The organism is Ponticoccus sp. (in: a-proteobacteria), from assembly GCF_048381735.1.
In genome coordinates this window covers 1-18,849 of the sequence record NZ_JBLXGL010000010.1, presented here as the reverse complement: position 1 = coordinate 18,849, position 18,849 = coordinate 1, and the positions used below count along the sequence as shown (strand labels likewise).

14 protein-coding genes are annotated in these 18,849 nt (G+C 66.5%); 10 read left to right on the top strand and 4 right to left on the bottom strand.

Annotated features, from left to right (window positions below; translation table 11 throughout):
• The first annotated feature begins 31 nt into the window (after nucleotides 1-31).
• The 6 genes from ACN5KJ_RS15725 (at nucleotide 32) to ACN5KJ_RS15700 (ending at nucleotide 8,052) form a co-directional block, all read left to right on the top strand.
• Nucleotides 32-1,756, top strand: a complete 1,725-nt coding sequence (locus ACN5KJ_RS15725; RefSeq protein ID WP_418594940.1) for a glycerol-3-phosphate dehydrogenase/oxidase — start codon at nucleotides 32-34, stop codon at nucleotides 1,754-1,756.
• Between the two features lie 14 nt (nucleotides 1,757-1,770).
• Nucleotides 1,771-2,589, top strand: coding sequence for a class I fructose-bisphosphate aldolase (locus ACN5KJ_RS15720; RefSeq protein ID WP_418594939.1), 819 nt, complete (start codon nucleotides 1,771-1,773; stop codon nucleotides 2,587-2,589).
• Nucleotides 2,579-4,105, top strand: a complete 1,527-nt coding sequence (locus ACN5KJ_RS15715; RefSeq protein WP_418594938.1) for an FGGY-family carbohydrate kinase — start codon at nucleotides 2,579-2,581, stop codon at nucleotides 4,103-4,105. Before ACN5KJ_RS15720 ends, ACN5KJ_RS15715 begins: the two co-directional genes overlap by 11 nt.
• 18 nt (nucleotides 4,106-4,123) lie before the next feature.
• On the top strand, nucleotides 4,124-5,785 hold the full coding sequence (locus ACN5KJ_RS15710) for a GMC family oxidoreductase (RefSeq protein ID WP_418594937.1): 1,662 nt from the start codon (nucleotides 4,124-4,126) through the stop codon (nucleotides 5,783-5,785).
• Nucleotides 5,786-6,085: 300 nt separating this feature from the next.
• Complete coding sequence (locus ACN5KJ_RS15705) at nucleotides 6,086-6,661, top strand: TRAP transporter small permease subunit (protein ID WP_347168462.1); 576 nt, start codon at nucleotides 6,086-6,088, stop codon at nucleotides 6,659-6,661.
• Complete coding sequence (locus tag ACN5KJ_RS15700) at nucleotides 6,661-8,052, top strand: TRAP transporter large permease subunit (RefSeq protein ID WP_347168461.1); 1,392 nt, start codon at nucleotides 6,661-6,663, stop codon at nucleotides 8,050-8,052. Before ACN5KJ_RS15705 ends, ACN5KJ_RS15700 begins: the two co-directional genes overlap by 1 nt.
• Before the next feature lie 209 nt (nucleotides 8,053-8,261).
• Here the strand turns inward: ACN5KJ_RS15700 and ACN5KJ_RS15695 are convergent, their stop codons facing one another.
• From ACN5KJ_RS15695 to ACN5KJ_RS15680, 4 genes are all read right to left on the bottom strand, one after another.
• Nucleotides 8,262-9,350: a TRAP transporter substrate-binding protein gene (locus tag ACN5KJ_RS15695; RefSeq protein ID WP_347168460.1), complete on the bottom strand. Its 1,089-nt coding sequence runs from the start codon at nucleotides 9,348-9,350 to the stop codon at nucleotides 8,262-8,264.
• A 619-nt stretch (nucleotides 9,351-9,969) separates the two neighbouring features.
• On the bottom strand, nucleotides 9,970-11,151 hold the full coding sequence (locus ACN5KJ_RS15690; protein ID WP_418594936.1) for a 2Fe-2S iron-sulfur cluster-binding protein: 1,182 nt from the start codon (nucleotides 11,149-11,151) through the stop codon (nucleotides 9,970-9,972).
• Nucleotides 11,148-11,969 (bottom strand): FAD binding domain-containing protein, encoded by an 822-nt coding sequence (locus ACN5KJ_RS15685; RefSeq protein WP_418594935.1) that lies wholly within the window; start codon nucleotides 11,967-11,969, stop codon nucleotides 11,148-11,150. Before ACN5KJ_RS15685 ends, ACN5KJ_RS15690 begins: the two co-directional genes overlap by 4 nt.
• The gene (locus ACN5KJ_RS15680; protein ID WP_418594934.1) at nucleotides 11,966-14,287 is read right to left on the bottom strand and encodes a xanthine dehydrogenase family protein molybdopterin-binding subunit; all 2,322 of its coding nucleotides are present in this window, start codon (nucleotides 14,285-14,287) and stop codon (nucleotides 11,966-11,968) included. Before ACN5KJ_RS15680 ends, ACN5KJ_RS15685 begins: the two co-directional genes overlap by 4 nt.
• A 208-nt stretch (nucleotides 14,288-14,495) precedes the next feature.
• On the opposite strand from ACN5KJ_RS15680, the gene ACN5KJ_RS15675 reads away from it, so the two are divergent.
• The 4 genes from ACN5KJ_RS15675 (at nucleotide 14,496) to ACN5KJ_RS15660 (ending at nucleotide 18,711) form a co-directional block, all read left to right on the top strand.
• Nucleotides 14,496-15,008, top strand: coding sequence for a MarR family winged helix-turn-helix transcriptional regulator (locus ACN5KJ_RS15675; RefSeq protein WP_418595064.1), 513 nt, complete (start codon nucleotides 14,496-14,498; stop codon nucleotides 15,006-15,008).
• 274 nt (nucleotides 15,009-15,282) lie between these two features.
• Nucleotides 15,283-16,380, top strand: coding sequence for a TRAP transporter substrate-binding protein (locus ACN5KJ_RS15670; protein WP_418594933.1), 1,098 nt, complete (start codon nucleotides 15,283-15,285; stop codon nucleotides 16,378-16,380).
• 61 nt (nucleotides 16,381-16,441) lie between these two features.
• On the top strand, nucleotides 16,442-17,068 hold the full coding sequence (locus ACN5KJ_RS15665) for a TRAP transporter small permease subunit (protein ID WP_418594932.1): 627 nt from the start codon (nucleotides 16,442-16,444) through the stop codon (nucleotides 17,066-17,068).
• A complete protein-coding gene (locus tag ACN5KJ_RS15660; RefSeq protein ID WP_418594931.1) occupies nucleotides 17,065-18,711 on the top strand; it encodes a TRAP transporter large permease in 1,647 nt (548 codons plus the stop codon). Before ACN5KJ_RS15665 ends, ACN5KJ_RS15660 begins: the two co-directional genes overlap by 4 nt.
• The last annotated feature ends 138 nt before the right edge of the window (nucleotides 18,712-18,849 follow it).

Here is an 18,849-nt window from a genome sequence, read left to right as displayed (position 1 = left end):
GCCGGCCCTGCCGCCGGCGAAAGGGGAAGCCATGTCCGCAAGGCGGTCCGAGCAATGGTCCAGGGTGGAAAGCGACAGCGCGTTCGACGTGCTGGTCGTCGGCGGTGGCGTCAACGGCATCGGCGTGTACCGCGATCTGGCGATGCAGGGGCTGCGCGTGCTTCTGGTCGAGCGCGAGGATTTCGCCTCGGGGTGCAGCGCGGCGCCTTCGCGGATGATCCACGGCGGCTTGCGCTACCTGGAGAACGGCGAGTTCGACCTGGTGCGCGAGTCGCTGCGCGAGCGCGATCTGCTGTTGGCCAACGCTCCGCACATGGTGCGCCCACTGCCGACGCTGATCCCCATTTCCTCGGTCTTTTCCGGGTTGCTCAACGGCGCGGCAAGCTTTCTGGGCCGGTCTGGAAAACCGGCGAACCGCGGTGCCCTGCCGATCAAGCTGGGGCTTTCCCTGTACGACTGGGTGACGCGCAAGCGGCGCGTCATGCCGCGCCACAGGTTCAACTCCGGGCGCGGCACCCGCCAGCGCTGGCCGGACCTGACGCCCGAGGCGCGCTTCTCGGCTGTCTATTACGACGCCTGGATCAGCCATCCCGAACGGCTCTGCGTCGAGATGCTGAGGGATGTGGCGCGGGATCATTCGCAGGCGGTGGCGCTGAACTATGCCGAAATTGCCAGTACGGGCAGCGGCTTCGAGCTCAGGTGCACCCGAACCGGTGCCCGCCGCCCGGTGCAGGCCCGCGCCATCGTCAATGCCACCGGCGCTTGGCTTGACGCCACCGCCGAAAGCCTCGGCAAGCCTGCGGGCGAACGGATGGTCTCGGGCACCAAGGGGTCGCATCTGATCCTCGACAACGCGGCGCTCCATGCCGCGCTGGACGGTCACCTCGTCTATTTTGAGAACGCCGACGGGCGTATCTGCATCGTCTTTCCCTACCTGGGGCAGGTCTTGGCGGGTTCCACCGACATCCGGGTCGCTGAAACCACGAAGGTCCGCTGCGAAGATGCCGAGCGCGACTATATCCTGGCCTCGCTGCGGCTGGTCTTTCCCGAGATTGCCGTCACCGCCGAAGAGGTGGTCTTCAGCTACAGCGGCATCCGCCCGCTGCCGAAAAGCGATCACGATTTTACCGGGCGGATCTCGCGGGGGCATTTCGTCCGGCGGCTGCCGGGGACGTCGCCGCAATTCTGCATGGTGGGCGGCAAGTGGACGACCTTCCGCGCCTTTGCAGAGCAGACCGCCGATGCGGTGCTGGCCGAGCTTGGCCGCCCGAGACTGTGCGACACCGCCGGGTGCAAGATCGGCGGCGGCGCAGAGTTCCCCGCCACAGCGGCCGACGTCGCGAACCGGCTGACAGAGCGGTTCGCAATAGACGCGCCCCGCGCGGCCCACCTTGCCGACCACTACGGCTGCCAGGCCTTCGATGTGATGGCCTTCTGTGCCGCGCAGGGCGACGATGCGCCGCTGGCCCGCGATTTGCCGCACAGCACCGCCGAGGTCGACTGGCTGATCGCCAACGAATTCGTGGAAACCCTGTCCGATATCGTCCTGCGCCGCACCTCGCTGGCGATCACCGGCAGGATCAGTGCCGATATCATCGCGCATATTGCCGAAAGGCTGGCGAAGGCCCGCGGCCTGACGGCCGAGCAGATCGCCCGGCAGACCGCCGCACTTATCGAAACCCTGTCCGACTATCACGGCGTCACGCCGGAAGTCCTGAAACACCGCAATCACGAACGGAGAGACAAATGCGCCTGAGCCCCAAAGCCAGAATGAACCGGATGTTTACCAATGGCGGCTGCCTCGATGTGGCCATCGATCACGGTGTCTGCAACGAACCCAGCTTTCTGAACGGGCTGGAGGACATGCCCAGGGTGATGGACGCGCTGATCGCGGCGCGCCCGGATGCCATCCAATGCGCCTACGGTCAGGCGGACCTGCTGCAATCGCGTCCCGAAAAGGACAAGCCCGCGCTGGTGATGCGCATCGACATGGGCAACCCCTACAACGATCAGCGCCACCGCGTGATGTGGTCGATGCTGCAGAACGCCGACGAACCCATCATCGGCGCGCTGGAAATGGATGCGGCCTGCGTCGTCGTGAACCTGTTCATGCTGCCCGACGAGCCGGAGCTGTTCCGCCAATGCGTCGAGAACATCTCGCGCGTGCGCGCAGCCTGCAGCAAGTACGGGATGCCGCTGATGATCGAACCGCTTGTCATGCTGCCCAACGACGTGCGCGGCGGCTACCAGGTCGACGGCGACGCCGAGAAGATCGTGACGCTGACGCGACTGGCCTCGGAAATGGGCGCCGATATCATCAAGGCAGACCCGACCGACGACGCGGAAGACTTCCACCGTGTCGTCGAGGCCGCCCGCGTGCCGGTGCTGGTGCGCGGCGGGGGCAAGGCCGATCTGAAGACGGTGCTGGCGAAATCGGCGGCGCTGATGGCCCAGGGGGCCAAGGGGATGGTCTATGGCCGCAACATCTATCAGCATGACAACCCCAGGGCCGTGGTTGCCGCGCTGATGGCGCAGATTCACCAGGGCGCCAGCGGCGAAGAAGCCTGGGAGATCTACAATGGCGGCTGAGGCGGGCGAATACCTTTTGGGGTTGGACGCGGGCAATACGATCATCAAGGCGGTTCTCTTCGACCTCGAAGGCCGCCAGGTGGCGATGCACGCGCTCGACGGGCAATCCGCCACCCCCGCGCCGGGGCATGTGGAACGCGACCTCGACGAGCTGTGGCGCAACGCGGGCACCGCGATCTCGACCTGTATCGCGCGCGCCGGGATCGACCCGGGCCAGATTGTCGCCGTCGGCTGCGCGGGCCACGGCAACGGGCTTTATCTTCTGGACGCCGGGGGCGCGCCGCTGGTGGGCATCCAGTCGCTCGACAGCCGGGCGGCGGATCTGGCTGCGGAACTGGCCGCCACCTCGGGCGATGCGCTGCACGCTTTGTGCCTTCAGAAACCCTGGCCGTCGCAGACGCCGGTTCTGCTGGCCTGGATCAAGCGGCATCGCCCCGATATCTATGACCGCGCCAGGACCCTTTTGCTGTGCAAGGATGTCCTGACCTACAAGCTGACCGGAGAACGGGTCAGCGAGTACTCGGACATGTCGGGCTGCGGGCTGACGCGGATGCCGGACTGCGCCTATGACGACGCGCTTCTGGCGCTCTACGGGTTGGAGGATGCGCGCCCGCTGCTGCCCCGGCTGATCGACCCGGCCGAGATTGCCGGGCGGATCACGCCCGAGGCCGCCGCCGTCACCGGGCTGGCCGCGGGCACGCCGGTCATCGGCGGCTATTTCGACGTGGTGTCCAGCGCGATGGGCTCGGGCGTGGTGGCGCCGGGCGAGGCCTCGATCATCGCCGGAACCTGGAGCATCAACCAGGTCTTTTCCGAAACCCCGGTGGTGGACGACAGCGTCTTCATGGTTGCCGGGTTCGGGCCGGGCCGCTTCGTCAATATCGAATCCAGCGCCACCTCGGCGGCCAACCTGGAATGGTATGTGCGCGAACTGGTGGAGCGGGGCGGGCATCACGACGACCCCTTCGGGCTCTGCAACGATCGGCTGGGCTCGGTGACGCCCGCGCGGGACGATCCCTTCTTTCACCCCTTCCTCTACGGATCGGGGCAGGGGGCGGACTACCGGGCCGGTTTCTTCGGGCTGGCGGGCTGGCACGGCGAAGGCCATCTGCTTCGGGCGCTTTTCGAGGGTGTCACCTTCGAGCATCTGCGCCACATCGAAGTCTTGCGTGCAGCCGGGGTCGCGTTCGGCAATGCGGTCCTGTCGGGCGGCGGGTCGCGCAGTCCGCATTGGCCGCAGATCTTCGCGGACGTGCTGGGCGTGCCGATCTCGGTCGCCGAAGCGCGCGAGACCGGCGCGCTTGGTGCGGCGATCGGCGCGGCCCTGGCGACCGGCAGGGTGGACAGCTACGAAGAAGGCGTGGCGCGGATGACGCGGATCCGCCAGGGCTACGAGCCGCGCACCGAAATGACAGCGCATTACGCCGAGCGATACCAGGCCTACCAGGCGCTTGCCGAGGCGATGTGCTCTTTCTGGCAGAGGCAGCATGCGGCACGGGCCAGTGCCCGACATTGACCGCGAAAGGGAACGATCATGACCGACCCGGCCCGTCCTGACGGGGAATACGATTATATCATCGTCGGCGGCGGCACCGCGGGATGCGTGCTGGCCAACCGTCTGAGCGCCGATCCGAAGACGCGTGTCCTGCTGCTCGAAGCGGGCGGCAGCGACAATTACCACTGGGTGCATATCCCGGTCGGCTATCTCTATTGCATCGGAAATCCGCGCACCGACTGGATGATGAAGACGGCGCCCGAGCCGGGGCTGAACGGGCGCAGCCTTGTCTATCCGCGCGGCAAGGTGCTGGGCGGCTGCTCGTCGGTCAACGGCATGATCTACATGCGCGGGCAGGCGGCGGATTACGATCACTGGCGTCAGCTAGGCAATACCGGCTGGGGTTGGGACGACGTCCTGCCCTATTTCCTGAAATCCGAGGATCATCACGGCGGCGACAGCGCCCTGCATCGCAGCGGCGGGCCCTGGAAGGTTTCGAAACAGCGGCTGAGTTGGGACATTCTCGAAGCGGTGCAGGAGGGTGCCAAGGAATTCGGCATCATGCCGCGCGCCGATTTCAACGATGGCAACAACGAGGGGTCCGGCTTTTTCGAGGTCAACCAGAAGAACGGTGTGCGCTGGAACACGGCGAAGGGGTTCCTGCGCCCGGCCATGAAACGACCGAACCTGCGGGTGCTGACCGGCGCGTGCAGCGACCGGCTGATCATGGAGGGCCGCCGGGTGCAGGGCGTCCGGTATCGCCGCAAGGGGCGGGTCTTCGAGGCGCGCGCCCGCGCCGAGGTCCTGCTGGCGGCAGGGGCGATCAATTCGCCCAGACTGCTGGAGCTGTCGGGGATCGGACGGCCCGATGTGCTGTCGGCCCATGGCATCGACGTGCTGCACGAGATGCCGGGCGTGGGCGAAAACCTGCAGGATCACCTGCAAATCCGCACGGTGTTCAAGGTTCGCAACGCGCAGACGCTGAACACGATGGCAAACAGCCTTGCCGGGAAGGCCCGGATCGCGCTGCAATACGGGCTGGCGCGGTCGGGTCCGATGTCGATGGCCCCCAGCCAGTTCGGCATGTTCACGCGGTCGGATCCTTCCCGGATCACCCCGGACCTCGAATACCATGTGCAGCCGCTGTCGACGGACCGGCTGGGCGATCCGCTGCACCCCTTTCCGGCGATCACCCTGTCGGTCTGCAACCTGCGACCCGACAGCGTCGGCGCGACTCATATCGCTTCGCCGGACGTCGACAGGCAGTCCGAGATCCGGCTGAACTACCTGTCCGCCGAGAGCGACCGCCGCATCGCGGTCCAGTCCATCCGCCAGGCCCGAAAGATCATGTCGGCGCGTGCCCTGGCGCCCTACCAGCCCGAGGAACTGCTGCCCGGTGCCCCCTGCACGGACGAGCAGGACCTGCTTCGCGTGGTGGGTGACATTGCCACGACGATTTTCCATCCCGTCGGAACTTGCCGGATGGGCAACGATCCTGATGCGGTTGTCGACCCGGCGCTGCGCGTGCGCGGACTGGAGGGTCTGCGCGTGATCGACGCGTCGATCATGCCCAGGATCGTTTCCGGCAACACCGCTTCTCCGGTGGTCATGATCGCCGAAAAGGCTGCGGACATGATACTGCGGCCGAGCGCTTCTGTCCGGGGTCCGTCCGACCGGTCTTGTCAGAACAGGTCCGCCTGAGGCGGGCAGGGCGGCTCTGCGGGTCCGGTTCCCCCGGTTTCTCACGACGCAGGAGTGGACCGTGCGCATGGTCCGCCCGGCGCGCCAAGGCCGCTCTGCCCGATCGGACCGGCCTGCAAGGGCGGAGGCGTTTGGCCTTTCCACCGCCCAGGCCGCCGTTCGGATCGCCCGTAACCGGCGATGCGGGTCGCGGCGCTCGGGGCCGGGCAACGTGACAAAGCCACTTGGACTCCCTGCGCTCTGAAGGCATAGAACACGCAACCGCAAGGCCGGGCGTGGCCCGCAGAGGGAGGAAGCACCATGAAGATCCTCGGGCGGCTCGCCGCCGTCATCTGCACGATCAACACCGTGCTCGGGACAATCCTGTCCTGGCTCTCGGTCGGCATCGTGCTTGTCTGCTTCACCGTGGTGGTGCAGCGCTATTTCTTTGCCGTCAGCCACGTCTGGATGCAGGATCTCTACATCTGGCTCAACGGGGCCATGTTCACCGGCGTCGCGGGTTTTGCGCTGCTGCGTGACAACCATGTCCGCGTCGACATCTTCTACCGCCCGGCCTCGCTGCGGAAAAAGGCGGTGATCGACCTGATGGGCGTGCTGCTTTTCCTGATGCCGTCGATGTATGTGGTCTGGATCTATGCGCTGCCCTTCGTGCAGCGGTCCTGGCGCTACGGCGAGGGCTCGGCCAATGTCGGCGGCATGCCCGGCCTTTACGTGCTGAAGACCTTCATCCTGGCCTTCGCCCTGCTGATCGCCCTGCAGGGGCTGGCCATGGTGCTGCGCTCGGTCCTGATGCTGGCGGGCCGCGAAGACCTGGTCCCCGAGCGGCTGCGCTATTCCCGCGCCGAAGATCCCACCCACCCCACGGAGGCCGTCTGATGGATCCCGTCCTCATCGGAGAAATCCTCGCCGGCCTGATGTTCTTCGGCATCATCGCCTTCCTGCTGCTGGGCTTCCCGGTGGCCTTCACCCTCGCGGGCACCTCGCTGCTCTTCGGTGCGGTGGGCATGTACTACGGCGTCTTCGACCCCTCGAACTTCGGCTCTCTGCCGAACCGCTACATAGGCTACATGACCAACGAGGTGCTGGTGGCGGTGCCGCTTTTCGTCTTCATGGGGGTGATGCTGGAGCGCTCGCAGATCGCCGAGCAGCTGCTGCTGACCATGGGCAAGCTGTTTGGCAACATGCGCGGCGGCCTGGCGATCTCGGTCGTCATCGTGGGCGCCATGCTGGCCGCCTCGACCGGCGTCGTGGGCGCCACGGTGGTCACCATGGGGCTGATCTCGCTGCCCGCGATGATGCGGGCGGGCTACAAGCCGACGCTGGCGACCGGTGTGATCTGCGCCTCGGGCACGCTGGGCCAGATCATTCCGCCCTCGACGGTGCTGATCTTCATGGGCGACATGCTGTCGGGCATCAACGCTCAGGTGCAGATGGCCAAGGGCAACTTCGCCCCCACCCCGGTGTCCGTGGGCGACCTCTTCGCGGGCGCCATGCTGCCGGGCGTGATGCTGGTGCTGCTTTACATCGGCTGGGTGATCTTCAAGGCGATCACCGACCCCGAAAGCTGCCCCGCCACCCCCGTCCCGCCCGAGGAAAAGGCCCATCTGAAGCGCGAGGTCTTCACCGCGCTGCTGCCGCCGCTGCTGCTGATCCTGGCGGTTCTGGGCTCGATCCTGGGTGGCATCGCCACGCCCACCGAGGCGGCCTCGGTCGGTGCCGTGGGTGCCACGCTGCTGGCCGCCTTCCGCTGGAAGCTGTCGGGCAGGATCCTGCACGAGACGGCGGTGCAGACCGCCACCATCACCAGCATGGTCTTCATCATCCTCTTCGGCGCCGCGGTCTTCTCGGTGGTGTTCCGGATGATGGGCGGCGACAATCTGGTGCATGAGTTCCTGACCGGCCTGCCCGGCGGCCCGCTGATGGCGGTCGCGGTGGTCATGGCGATCATGTTCGTGCTGGGCTTCATCCTCGATACCTTCGAGATCATCTTCATCGTCATCCCGATCACCGCGCCGGTCCTGCTGGCCATGGACATCAGCCCGGTCTGGCTGGGGGTCATGGTGGGGGTGAACCTGCAGACCTCCTTCCTGACGCCGCCCTTCGGCTTCGCGCTGTTCTACCTGCGCGGCGTGGCCCCCGACAGCGTGCCGACCTCGGCCATCTATCGGGGCATCCTGCCCTTCGTGGTGCTGCAGATCCTGGCCATCGCGCTGCTTTTCGCCTTCCCGGGCGTCGTCACCTGGCTGCCCTCGGTGATCGCGGGCTGACGGGGAGGGTTGGCGGAAAAAGCGGGGCGCTGCCCCCGCCCGCCTGCGGCGGGTTCCCCCGGTGAGATGTCTTGCCAAGGTTGCGGCGCCCTGTTCATCCGCTGGCCTGAAAGCCTCCTGCCAGAGGCCCGGGCGGCCCGGAAGCCCGGCGGAAACGAAAAAGGCCCGGACGACTGTCCGGGCCTTTCGCATCTCTGATGACGGAAAAATCAGAGCGTGAAGTACTGGCTCCGCGCCTGCAGGTAGCCCCGTTCGTTGCCTTCCGAGCGGGTGCGCATCAGGTTCAGCGCGCTGATGAAATGCTCGGTGACCTTCTTGGTCATTTCGTCGCCGCCATCGCGCAGCTCGGCGATCACTTCCATCGCCGCCTTGGCGCCGGCCTCGACGATCTCTTCGGGGAAGGCGCGGACCTGAACGCCGTGGTCGTTGACCAGGGTCTGCAGCGCGCGCGGGTCGTTGGCCATGAAGTCCGCGGTGACGGTGTCGTACTCGGACTGGCAGACCGCGCGCACGATTTCCTGCAGGTCGGCGGGCAGTTCCTGGAACTTCGCCTTGTCGACCACCAGTTCGGTCGCCAGGCCCGGCTCGGTAAAGGAGGGCGTGTAGTAGTTCTTCGCCACTTGGTAGAAGCCAAGCGCGAGGTCGTTGTAGGGGCCGACAAACTCGGCAGCGTCCAGCGCGCCCGATTGCAGCGCCTGGAAGATCTCGCCCGCGGCCAGGTTGGTCACGGTGGCGCCCATCTTCTCCCACACGCGACCGCCAAGGCCGGGGGTGCGGAAGCGCAGGCCCTTCAGGCTGTCGAGGCCGGTCAGTTCGTCGCGGAACCAGCCGCCCGCCTGCACGCCGGTGTTGCCCGACAGGAAGCCCTGAACGCCGAACTGGTCATAGACCTCGTCCCACAGCTCCTGGCCGCCCATGTGCACGACCCAGGCCGCCAGCTCCTGCGAGGTCATGCCGTAGGGCACGCCGGTGAAGAAGTTCAGCGCGGTGGACTTGTTCTGCCAGTAGTATGCGGCCCCGTGGCTCATCTCGGCGGTGCCGTCGATCACGGCATCCAGCGATTGCAGCGGCGGCACCATTTCGCCGGCGGCATAGACCTGCACGGTCAGTCGGCCGCCCGAGGCGGTGGTGATCCGGTCGGCCAGGCGTTGCGCGCCCACACCCAGACCGGGGAAATTCTTGGGCCAGGTGGTGACCATGCGCCAGGTGATGCGCTCCTGGGCAACGGCAGGGCTGGCCAGAGCGGCGGCGCCGGCGCCCGCCAGGGCGCCACGGCGAATGAATGTACGACGGTCCATGTTTACTCCCACGAGGTAGTGATCTTGTGCCTCGGCCAGACTTCCCGGCCCAAGCGTCGGCATCAGTACATTCCCTGCACCCATAGTCCAGTCGGAATGGCGTCGGCGGGTCCTTGGCAGGCTGCCCGGCCCCGGGGGTCGCGAACCGCATCGCCGCATGTCCGGGATCGGATCGGCGGGACGGTCGGGCGCAAGGCCGAACGCGGTCGTCCTTGCCGCGCGGTCTGACCGGGCAGAGAGGCTGTCGGCGCGTCGGCCTGACCCGGCGGGCGGTCTGATCGCGCGTCAGGCGAAGCCGGGGCGCCCGGAGCTGGGGCTTGCGGCGCCCGAGGCGTTTATTGCGGTCGAGGGCTGTGCCGATGCGCGGCCCCGGCCTGATTTGTGCTGGCGCTGTCCGATCCCGGGGCGATCCCGGCTTTGGCCGCTGCGCGGGACCGGAGTTTGCCGGTGATCCGCACGCCCGGCAGGCCCCTCAGCGGTGGCGCGGAGCCTCCAACCCGGTGGGGAAACTGGCGGAGAGGGGCAGGGCGACCGGCGTGTCGCCCACGCCCCGGGACCGAACAGGGGCGCTTCAGGCCCCCGCGCCTTCGCGTGACCGGCCCAAAGGCCAGCGGACCCATTAGCCGCGGCGCCGGAACAGCCCCTTGAGGACCGACAGGGCCACGGCCATGAAGCTGACGCCCCGGCTCTCGCGCACCGCGCCGCCGGACAGGACCGCGTTGCAGTTGGCCACGAATTCCCCAAGGATGTAGTCCACGAGGCCATTGACCAGTTCGGGGCGGTTGAACTGGCCGAGAACGCCCTCGATGCGAAAGCGAAAGGCCACGTCGACTGTCGATTTCGTGGCCATCTCGCCTTGATTGACCGTGAAGCTCAGTTCGCCCTCGACACCCGACTGGCCGCCGCGATCCTTGCCGCGGCCGCTGACCTTGCCTTCGCGGGTGGCATCGTCGGCGGCAAAGCGGCCCTCGCCCTCGAAGCGGGCCGAGATCGGGCCGAAGCGCACGCCGACATGACCGGAGAACCGGTCGCCGTCGGTTTCAGACAGGTCTGCGCCGGGCAGGCATCGCGCCACTGCGGGCAAATCGCGGAAATGCGCCCAGACCGCTTCGGGGGGATGGTCCAGCACCACATTGCGGCGCACGACGGTCCAGCCGTCCTCGACCCGGCTTTCGCCGGACATCGCCGGGGTGACCTCGGCGGTGGTGTCCGGGCGGGCGGTGAAGGGGGCGAAACCGGGTGCCTGGCGTGGTGCCATCGGCGCCGTCGGGCGGGCGGGAATGCCTGCGGCGTCGCGTTCCTCGATCACCTCGCGGATCGCGCCGACAATGCCGACATAGCCGGTGCAGCGGCACAGGTTGCCGGACAGCTCGTTGCGGATGCGGGTCTCATCGGCATTGTCCAGCCGCTCTACGAGGTCGCGGGCGGTGGTCATCATGCCCGGCGTGCAGAAGCCGCATTGCAGCGCGTGGTTGCGCTGGAAGGCATCGCGCAGCCGGTCCATCAGCTGGTCGCCCTGCCAGCCTTCCAGGGTATCGACCCGGCTGCCGTCGCAATCGCGGGCGAAGGTCAGGCAGGCGCGGACCGGGCGCCCGTCCACCATCACCGTGCAGGCGCCGCAGACCCCCTGTTCACAGGCCAGATGCGTGGCGGTCAGGTTCAGCTCGTCGCGCAGGATCTCGGCCAGCTGGGTGCGCGGGGCGACCCGCACGGCGCTGTCGCTGCCGTTCACGGTCAGGCGGATGTCCAGCGGTTCGGGCACGGTTTGTTGCGTGGCGAGGTGAGTGGTGTGCATGGTCATGCGGGCAGTACCTTTTCGATCGCGCGGCACAGGGCCGTGGTCAGCAGATGCAGCTTCACGTCATCGGCATCGGTCAGTCGGGCGGAAAGCGCGGCGCGCACCGCGTTGCGACCGGGATGCCTGGCGCTGGCGGCGATCTCCGCGCCAAGCTCGGTCAGGATCAGCGGCGGGCCGCCGGTGGCCCCGGCGACAAGCCGGATGAAGCCGCTGTCGGGATGGACCACGAGGGCGCCGATGGCATCGGCAAATTCACCCACCTTGCGGCAGGCCTTGTCGTAGCCCCAGAGCGCGACGCGCATCCGGGGGTGGATTTCGATGCCGGTCAGGATGTCCTCGGGGGCCAGAACGGTGCGATAGGCCCCCAGCATGAAGCCCGCGATCGGCACCCGCCGGTCCTTGCCGGTCGCGTCCTGAAGGACCAGCCCGGCATCCAGTGCGGTCAGGCAGCTCAGCCAGTCGGCGGCGGGGTCCGCATGGGCCAGCGACCCGCCGATGGTGCCCTTGTTGCGCACCGCGCGATAGGCGATGCCGCGTGCCACGTGGCGCATCATCGGCGGCAGCGCGATGGCGTCGGCGCCATCCTCGATCCGGGCATGGGTGACGCCCGCCCCGATGACGATACGGTCCCTGGCCTCGCGGATCTCGGACAGTCCGGGCAGGCGCGAGACGCCGACAAGCGCCTCGGGGCGGGCCAGCCTGAGGTTCAGCATGGGGCCAAGCGACTGGCCTCCGGCGAGGATCTTGGCGCCCTGGCCCAGTGCCTTGGCTGCGGCCTCGGCGGTGTCGGCGCGCAGATGCGAGAATGCGACGGGTTTCATTGTGCGGCCTCTTTCCTGGATTGCGCGGCGAAGATCGCCGAAAGGACGCGGTGCGGGGTTGCGGGCACCTGGTTCAGCTCGACCCCGAGCGGGGCCAGGGCATTGTTGATCGCGTTGACGATGGCGCCCGCGGGCGCAATGGCCGCGCCTTCCCCGACGCCCTTGATCCCGTGCCTCGAATAGGGGGACAGGGTTTCGCTGTGCCCCAGCCGGAAATGCGGCAGCTCGGCAGGCCCCGGCATGATGTAGTCGGCCAGGGTCGAGGTCACCGGCTGGCCTGCACCGTCGTAAAGGGTTTCCTCGAACAGCGCGGTGCCGATCCCCTGCGCCGCGCCGCCATAGGATTGCCCGTCCAGGATCAGCGGGTTCACCCGGCGCCCGCAATCCTCGAAAATGACGTAATCGAGGATCTCGGTGCGGCCGGTGTCCGGGTCGACCTCGACGATGGCCGCATGGGTGGCATAGGTGAACACGCCGGTGTCGATATCGGGCTTGTAGCCCTCGGTGACTTCCAGCCCGGTGGTTTCGACGGTCTCGGGCAGCAGGTCCGGGCGCAGATACCAGGTGCGGGCGATCTCGGCAAAGCTGACCGAGGCCTGATCGTTCCAGGCGGCGCCGTCGCGCAGGACCACCCCCTCGGGCTGGCATTGCAGCAGATGTGCGGCATGCAGCCGAATGCGGCGCGCCAGTTCCTCGGCGGCCTTGGACACGGCGCCGCCGGCCATCACCATCCCGCGCGAGGCGAAGGCCCCGAAAGAGTTCGGCGTCCGCCCGGTGTCGCCCATCAGCACGCGCACGCGCGAGATGTCGACGCTCAGCCATTCGCAGGCAACCTGCGCGATCGTGGTCTCCAGCCCCTGGCCGAAGGAGTGGTTGCCCGACAGCACCTCGACCGCGCCCGAGGGGTTCAGCTTGACGGTGGCCTGTTCGTATCCCGGCACCACCGACAGCCCCCATGACCCGAAGACCTTGGCCCCATGGGCGGATTGCTCGGTGAAGCTGGCAAAGCCAAGGCCGATGAACCGGCCCTCGGCCGCGGCGGCGCGTTGGCGCTCGCGGAACTGGTCCGCGTCGATCATCCGCGCGGCCTCGCGGGCGGCGGCGGGATAATCGCCGGAGTCGTAGAACTTGCCGGTGATATTGGTATAGGGCATCGCGCTGCCCTGCACGAGGTTGAGACAGCGCACGTCCAGCGGGTCGCGGTCGACCGCGCGGGCGATGGCATCCATGATCAGCTCGATCACGAAGCAGACCCCGGGGCGCGCCACCCCGCGGTAGGGCGTGAAGGCGGGCTTGTTGGTGGCCACAGAGTAGGTCCGGCAGGCATAGGCCGGAAGGTCGTAGGGGCCGGGCAGGTTGCCACCGGCCTGTGCCGCTTCGAGGCAGGCGGTGAAGGGCCAGACCGAATAGGCGCCGACGTCTACCCAGATATCCGCATCCAGCCCCAGAAGCCGCCCGCTGTCGTCGGCATAGGCGGTGACCTTGTAGCTGTGTTCGCGGGTGTTGGCCCCGGCAGTCAGGTGTTCGCGCCGGTCCTCGGTCCAGCGGATCGGGCGGTCGGTCTTGCGGGCAACCCAGGAGACCGAGAGCTCTTCGGGTTGAAGGACGCATTTGTAGCCGAAACCGCCGCCCACGTCGGGCGCGATCACCCGAACATTGGCCTGATCCAGCCCGAGGCATTCGGCAATGCCGGTGCGGATCACATGCGGCACCTGGGTCGAGGTATGGACCTGAAGCTGGTCGGCCTTGTGGTCCCAATGCGCCAGCACGCCCTTGCCCTCCATCGGGTTCATCGCCTGGCGGGCGGTTTTGAACTCGCGTTCCAGCACGACGGTCGCCTTGGCCTTGGCCTCGCTCAGGTCGCTGTCATATGCGGTAGTCAGGAAAAGATTGTCGCCCCAGTCCTCGTGCAGCAGCGGCGCGCCCTCCTGCAGCGCGGTCACCACGTCGGTCACCGGAGGCAGGGGCGTCAGGTCGACCTCGACGGCTTCGGCGAGGTCTTCGGCCTCGGCGCGGGTGGGGGCGATGCAGATGGCAATGCATTCTCCCACGTAGCGCACCTTGTCGCGGGCCAGCGCCGGGTAATCCGAAAGCTTGTAGCCGGGCAGGGTCGAGACAGTGCGAATGGGCGCCAGGTCGCTCATGTCCTCGGCGGTGAACACGCGACCTTCCGCGCCCGCAGGCTTGGTGATCCGGCCAAGCGTCGCATGGGCCAGCGGGCTGCGGACGAAGGCCGCCTCCCACAGGCCCGGAAGCTTGATGTCGCCGACGAACTCTGCCTTGCCCTTCAGATGCCGACTGTCCTCTTTGCGCGCCACGCGCGCTCCGATGCCTGTGCCCAATCTCGCCTCCATTCCCTGCTGCGCTAGACCGACGTGTGATAGTTGTGGAAGGTGTGGGTCTAGTACCTTGACAACAATGATCAGTATACCCCTTAATTTGCGTCAGGCAATGAAATTGTTACAAGGGCAGTGCGCCAGCCATCCGGCGTGACGCGCCTGGCCCAGTAGAGAAGGTTAAACCGTGATGAAGAACAACGTGGTGAACGAGCAGGCCGCCATCGAGAGCAAGAACGCCGAGAAATACGCGGATCTTTGGGACCGGCCCGGTTATCTCGTGCGGCGTCTGCATCAGATTCACATCGGCCTGTTCACCCAGGCCTGCGAGGGGCTGGACCTGACCGCCGTGCAGTTTGCGGTGCTTTCGGTGCTGTGCTCGGATGCCGAGATGGATCAGCTGTCGATCTCCAAGATCGTCGGCATCGACCGGACCAGCGGCGCTGATGTCATCAAGCGGCTGGTCAATCGCGGTCTTGCCTCGCGGGAGCGGTCCAAGCAGGATCGGCGGGCGCTGATCGTGCATATCACCGAGGCGGGCCGCCGCATGGTGCGCGAGGTGCAGCCGCTGATGGAAGATGCCCAGGACCGGATGGTGTCGCCGCTGACGCCCGAGGAGTACAAGGTCTTCATGCGCGCTTTGCGCAAGATGATCGACGCGAATAACGATGCCTCCCGCGCGCCGATGAGCCAGCGGATCTAGACCGCGCGGAAGGCCCGCCGGAATCGGTCGCCATGTTGCCTGGCGCCACCGATTCCGGCTCTGCCGGTTCAGCGTGATGACGATGCGGTTTGCCGCATTGCCGGTGCGACATTCTGGCCGGTTCCTTTTCCTGTCGAGCATTCAATGAGTTGAAAATAAACGATTTATTCCTGAACATGTATTCTTGACACATCGTTCAGTGTACTGCATGTTATTTGTACAGCATACATTGTATCGCAGGTTGAGGAGCCTGCGGCCAAAGGGAGGATACCGAATGAAAAGACGCAATTTCCTGACAGCCACGGCCACGGCGGCGGCAACCGGGGCCGGCCTGATGGCCGCCCCCTCTGTTTCCCGCGCCCAGGATGTCGTCCGCTGGCGCATGTCGACCAGCTGGCCGAACACCCTGGACGTGATGTACGGCTCTGCCGAACTTCTGTGCGAACGGGTCAAGGAACTGTCCGGCGGCCGGTTCGAGATCCGGGTCTTCCCGGGCGGCGAGATCGTGCCCGCTCCGCAGAACCTCGAGGCGGTCGGGCAGGGCTCTGTCGAGTGCTGCCACACGCTGGCCTCGTTCCACGTCGGCCGCGAGCCGGCCTTTGCCTTCGATGCCGGTATGGCCTTCGGTCTCAATGCCCGCCAGCAGCTGGCCTGGCTGGTGCAGGGCGGCGGTCAGGAACTGCTGCGCAAGCTCTACAGCGACTTCAATGTGGTGAACTTCAACGTCGGCAACACCGGCGTGCAGATGGGCGGCTGGTTCCGCAAGGAGATCAACTCGCTCGAAGACGTCAAGGGCCTGACCATGCGGATCGGCGGTATTGGCGGCAAGGTGCTGTCGAAACTGGGCGCCGTGCCGCAGCAGATCGCCCCCGGCGACATCTATCCGTCGCTGGAGAAGGGCGCGATCGACGCCGCCGAATGGATCGGCCCGCATGACGATTACCGCCTCGGTCTGCACCGGGTCGCGCCCTACTACTATTCGCCGGGCTGGTGGGAAGGCAGTGCCGCGATTACCTGTCTTGTCGGGCAAGAGGCCTGGGCCAACCTGCCTGCCGATCTTCAGGCAGTCTTCGCGACCGCCTGTGCCGAGCAGTCGCGCGACATGCTGGCGCGGTATGACGCGCTGAACCCTATCGCCATCCGCAAGCTGATCGCGGAAGGCGCGAAAGTGGCCTATTTCCCGCGCGAGGTCATGGAAGCGGCCTATGCGGCGGCGCAGGAGGTCTGGCAGGAACTTTCCGACGAAAGCCCGCGCTTCGCCGAGATCTATCCGCAGTGGAAGAAATTCCAGCAGGACGAGGCGGCCTGGTTCCGTATCGCCGAGAACGCCCTGGACGGCTTCACCACCGGCGCCGTGACCCGCAACCAGTAACTCCAGCCAGTTTCGACACGATGATCCGGCGCCGCCGCCCGCGGCGCCGGGGCGCTGCCCCGTGTCCGAAAGGAAGCCAATGACCGCATTACTCCATTTCTCGCGCGCCATTGACGGCATGAGCCTGGTTCTGGGGCGTATCCTGCCCTGGGCCGTCATCATCGCCGTCCTGGTCAGCGCGGGCAACGCGCTGAGCCGCAAGTTTTTTCAGGTCAGCTCGAACGCCTGGCTGGAAGCCCAGCTTTATCTCTTCGGCGTGATCTTTCTGCTGCCGGCCGGATACACGCTTTTGAAAAACGGCCATGTCAGGGTCGATATCCTGGCCTCGAAACTTCCGCGGCGCGTTCAGCTTTGGATCGAGATCCTTGGGGTCGTGTTCCTGATGTTTCCGGCGGTTCTGCTGATCGTCTGGTACGGCGTTCCCAATTTTCTGGCGTCTTTCGAAAGCGGTGAAACATCGCCCAATGCCGGGGGGCTGATCCGCTGGCCGGCCAAGCTTCTGGTGCCGCTCGGTTTCGGATTTCTGCTGCTGGCGGGGCTGTCTCACCTGATCAAATGCCTCGGGTTCCTGATGGGCCGGTGCCCGGATCCGATGCAGCCTGCCGGTCCGAGCGAGGAAGAGGAATTGATGCAGGAACTGAAGGCCGAGCTGGACAAGGCCGACGACGAGGGACGGGGCGACAAATGACCGCTTTTCTGATCGAAAACATCGCGCCGATCATGTTCTTCAGCCTGATCGTGCTGATGCTGCTGGGCTTCCCGGTGGCCTTCTCGCTGGCCGCCTGCGGCATCATCTTCGCCTTCGTCGGCATCGAGCTGGGGCTTCTGTCGTCCTCTCTGCTTCAGGTCCTGCCGCAGCGCGTCTTCGGCATCATGATGAACGACGTGCTGCTGGCGCTGCCATTCTTCACCTTCATGGGGCTTCTGCTGGAACGCTCCGGTATGGCCGAGGACCTGCTGGAGACGGTCGGCCAGCTTTTCGGGCCGGTCCGCGGCGGGCTGGCTTTCGCGGTGATCGCGGTCGGCGCGCTGCTGGCAGCTACCACCGGCGTGGTGTCGGCCTCGGTGATCTCGATGGGGCTGATCTCGCTGCCGATCATGTTGCGCTACGGCTATGACCGCAGCGTCGCCACCGGCGTGATCGCGGCCTCGGGCACGCTTTCGCAGATCATTCCGCCCTCGCTCACCCTGATCATCCTGGCCGACCAGCTGGGCCGTCCGGTCGGGGACATGTATCAGGGCGCGATCATCCCGGGCCTCGTGCTGACCGGCGCCTACATGCTTTATGTGGCCTACATTGCGCTGTTCCGGCCGCGCAAGACGCCCTCGCTGCCCGCCGAGGTGATGGCCGGGCGCACGGAGAAGGGGCGCTCGGGCGCACTGTCGCTGTTGGTCGCCTTTGCCGTCGGTGGCGTGGTGACCTGGATCGGCATGTCCCTGCTGGTCGACCCGGAAGCAACGCGCGGCGCGCGGACCGTGCTGGCCCTGTCCGGCTGGAGCCTCGTGGTCTTTGCCATAGCCTGTGTCGACCGGCTGCTGTCGTTGTCCCTGCTGTCGCAGATCGCGCAGCGCACGATCTTTGCCATGGTGCCGCCGCTGACCCTGATCTTCCTCGTGCTCGGCACGATCTTCATCGGCGTCGCCACCCCGACCGAAGGCGGCGCAATGGGCGCCTTGGGCGCGCTGGTGCTTGCGCTGGCCAAGAAACGGCTCAGCCTCGCGCGGTTCTACCAGGCGATGGAGGCGACGATGCGCCTGACCAGCTTCGCGATCTTCATCCTGGTGGGCTCCACCGTCTTTGCACTCACCTTTCGGGCGGTGAATGGCGACCTCTGGGTCGAACACCTGCTGCTGAACCTGCCGGGCGGAGAGCTGGGATTTCTGATCTTCGTGTCGGTTTTCGTCTTCATCGCCGCCTTCTTCCTCGATTTCTTCGAGCTGGCCTTCATCGTCATTCCGCTGATCGGCCCGGTTGCCGAGACCTTCGGGATCGACATGGTCTGGTTCGGCGTCCTGATCGCGGTGAACATGCAGACCTCGTTCATGCATCCGCCCTTCGGCCTTGCGCTGTTCTACCTGCGCTCGGTGGCGCCATCCCGGGATTATGCCGACAAGGTGACCGGCCAGAGTGTCGCTAGGGTGACCACCGGGCAAATCTATCGCGGCTCGATCCCCTTCATCTGTATCCAGCTGGCCATGGTGATCCTGGTGCTGATGTTTCCGCAGATGGTGACGCACTACAAAGCCGCGCATGTCGACGATGTCGATCCGGCCAGTGTCGAGATCAGCGTGGGCGGCGCGGATTACGGATCGGCCAGCCCCTTCGACTGAGCCTCGCGGCCCGCCCGGGACGCCGGGCGGGCCAGACCAGGCCGGGAGGGGCAGGACCCTGTCCGGATAAATGAGAAGCATACTGCACAAATACGCGTCCGATCGGGCAGCGCCCGTCACGGCGGCACAAAGGAGAAA

What these genes read in the sequence shown, in the direction of transcription:
- ACN5KJ_RS15690 (WP_418594936.1), bottom strand. Translation starts at nt 11,151, where the DNA reads ATGACCATGCACACCACTCACCTCGCCACGCAACAAACCGTGCCCGAA.
- ACN5KJ_RS15710 (WP_418594937.1), top strand. Translation starts at nt 4,124, where the DNA reads ATGACCGACCCGGCCCGTCCTGACGGGGAATACGATTATATCATCGTC.
- ACN5KJ_RS15695 (WP_347168460.1), bottom strand. Translation starts at nt 9,350, where the DNA reads ATGGACCGTCGTACATTCATTCGCCGTGGCGCCCTGGCGGGCGCCGGC.
- ACN5KJ_RS15725 (WP_418594940.1), top strand. Translation starts at nt 32, where the DNA reads ATGTCCGCAAGGCGGTCCGAGCAATGGTCCAGGGTGGAAAGCGACAGC.
- ACN5KJ_RS15685 (WP_418594935.1), bottom strand. Translation starts at nt 11,969, where the DNA reads ATGAAACCCGTCGCATTCTCGCATCTGCGCGCCGACACCGCCGAGGCC.
- ACN5KJ_RS15705 (WP_347168462.1), top strand. Translation starts at nt 6,086, where the DNA reads ATGAAGATCCTCGGGCGGCTCGCCGCCGTCATCTGCACGATCAACACC.
- ACN5KJ_RS15715 (WP_418594938.1), top strand. Translation starts at nt 2,579, where the DNA reads ATGGCGGCTGAGGCGGGCGAATACCTTTTGGGGTTGGACGCGGGCAAT.
- ACN5KJ_RS15675 (WP_418595064.1), top strand. Translation starts at nt 14,496, where the DNA reads ATGAAGAACAACGTGGTGAACGAGCAGGCCGCCATCGAGAGCAAGAAC.
- ACN5KJ_RS15720 (WP_418594939.1), top strand. Translation starts at nt 1,771, where the DNA reads ATGAACCGGATGTTTACCAATGGCGGCTGCCTCGATGTGGCCATCGAT.
- ACN5KJ_RS15700 (WP_347168461.1), top strand. Translation starts at nt 6,661, where the DNA reads ATGGATCCCGTCCTCATCGGAGAAATCCTCGCCGGCCTGATGTTCTTC.
- ACN5KJ_RS15670 (WP_418594933.1), top strand. Translation starts at nt 15,283, where the DNA reads ATGAAAAGACGCAATTTCCTGACAGCCACGGCCACGGCGGCGGCAACC.
- ACN5KJ_RS15660 (WP_418594931.1), top strand. Translation starts at nt 17,065, where the DNA reads ATGACCGCTTTTCTGATCGAAAACATCGCGCCGATCATGTTCTTCAGC.